This is a genomic window from Acinetobacter sp. YH16052 (assembly GCF_013417155.1).
GTDB lineage: Bacteria > Pseudomonadota > Gammaproteobacteria > Pseudomonadales > Moraxellaceae > Acinetobacter.
In genome coordinates, this window is sequence record NZ_VPEO01000170.1 from 1 (window position 1) to 1262 (window position 1262).

1 protein-coding gene is annotated in these 1262 nt (G+C 41.0%); it reads right to left on the reverse strand.

All coding sequences use genetic code 11. The features are described 5' to 3' along the window. Positions 1–120: 120 nt before the first annotated feature. Positions 121–1262, reverse strand: a 1142-nt coding sequence (locus FTV42_RS17015; RefSeq protein ID WP_180039263.1) for a MobA/MobL family protein, incomplete at its 5' end; no start/stop codon positions are given.

Sequence of the window (1262 nt, forward strand, 5' to 3'; positions counted from 1 at the left end):
TAGTTCGCTCGTAGACACTCGCTCTGTAAAACCATGTATTGTTTAGATAATTTTAATAAACACCAAAAAGAATAGGTATATCTATGGTGCAAAATCATATATTTTGCACCATAGATATACCTATCTTGAACGTGGTCTATTCCGCTTTTCGGCTTCAAGCATCTTGTTGGCTTCTTCATGCTTACCTTGTTCACGCAAGGCTTTACGTGCAAAAAATGCCTGTTTTTCTTGTTCTTGTATGGCTTTGGCTTCTTGTTTTCGTTTTTCCTGTTCGGCTAACTTCCGTTGTTGTTCTCGCTCAAGATAATTTCTTGCTCGGTCATATTTAGCTTTTAGGTTTGGATTAGCCTTGTTTACAGTCAGTTTTGCCCGATCTGTATAGCGTTCAGGCTCAAATCGAGGGGAGTTATTCCTCAATTCTCGTTCTTGTTCTTCCAGCTGGTTCAACTGCTTCTGAATTTCAGCATTTGCTGTATCCCATTTTCCGCCAAAAAACAGGGGTCTTTTTCCTAGTTCTTCTTTTTGGTGTTTAATATCGCTTTTAGATAGCTCTATTTGCTCCAAAACAGCGTTTATTTGCTCGATTTCTGTTTTTTGGATAGATGACGCTATGTTTTTCGCTTCTGTGGCTATAGCGTCGTTATATTGCGAAATAACGCTATATGCAATTTTGGTTAATTCTTCAGGGGAACGTTGTTCCTGGTCTTTTTCTTTTTGGCGTTGTTCCTGGTCTAAATTTTCCCTGGTCTGTTCCAAGTCATGAACAAGGCGTTCTGTGGCTAAAATTTCTTGCTCAAGTCCTTTAATTAATTGGCGTTCTGTATTTCTAGCCTTAATCGCATCGTTACTTAAACTGATTTCAGTGTCCTTGCCCTGTCTGCGAAGTTGGGTAATTGTAGAACCCTCATGCTGTGTGGCTTCTAAATCTAAACCTTGCTCTTTGTAGCTGCGGTGATCGACACGCTCATGGCTGCCAACCTGTTCAAGAAATTGATTGCAGAGTTCCGCAAACTGTTGTCTCCAGTGTTCGACTTCTTGTTTGCCGTTGTCGTTAAATTCTCTCGTTTTTTTATCAAGGTCGCCTTGTTGGTTAATGCTGCGTGTAGTGAGCATGATGTGGGCGTGATAGTTGCGGTCATCACTTCCGCCTGCGGTATGTGGGGCATGAATGACTGCATCAACAACGACCTTATGACGTTCTACAATTTTTCCGCATAGCTCATTGAGCATCTTCTCTCGTTGTTCTTGGTTTAATTCACAAG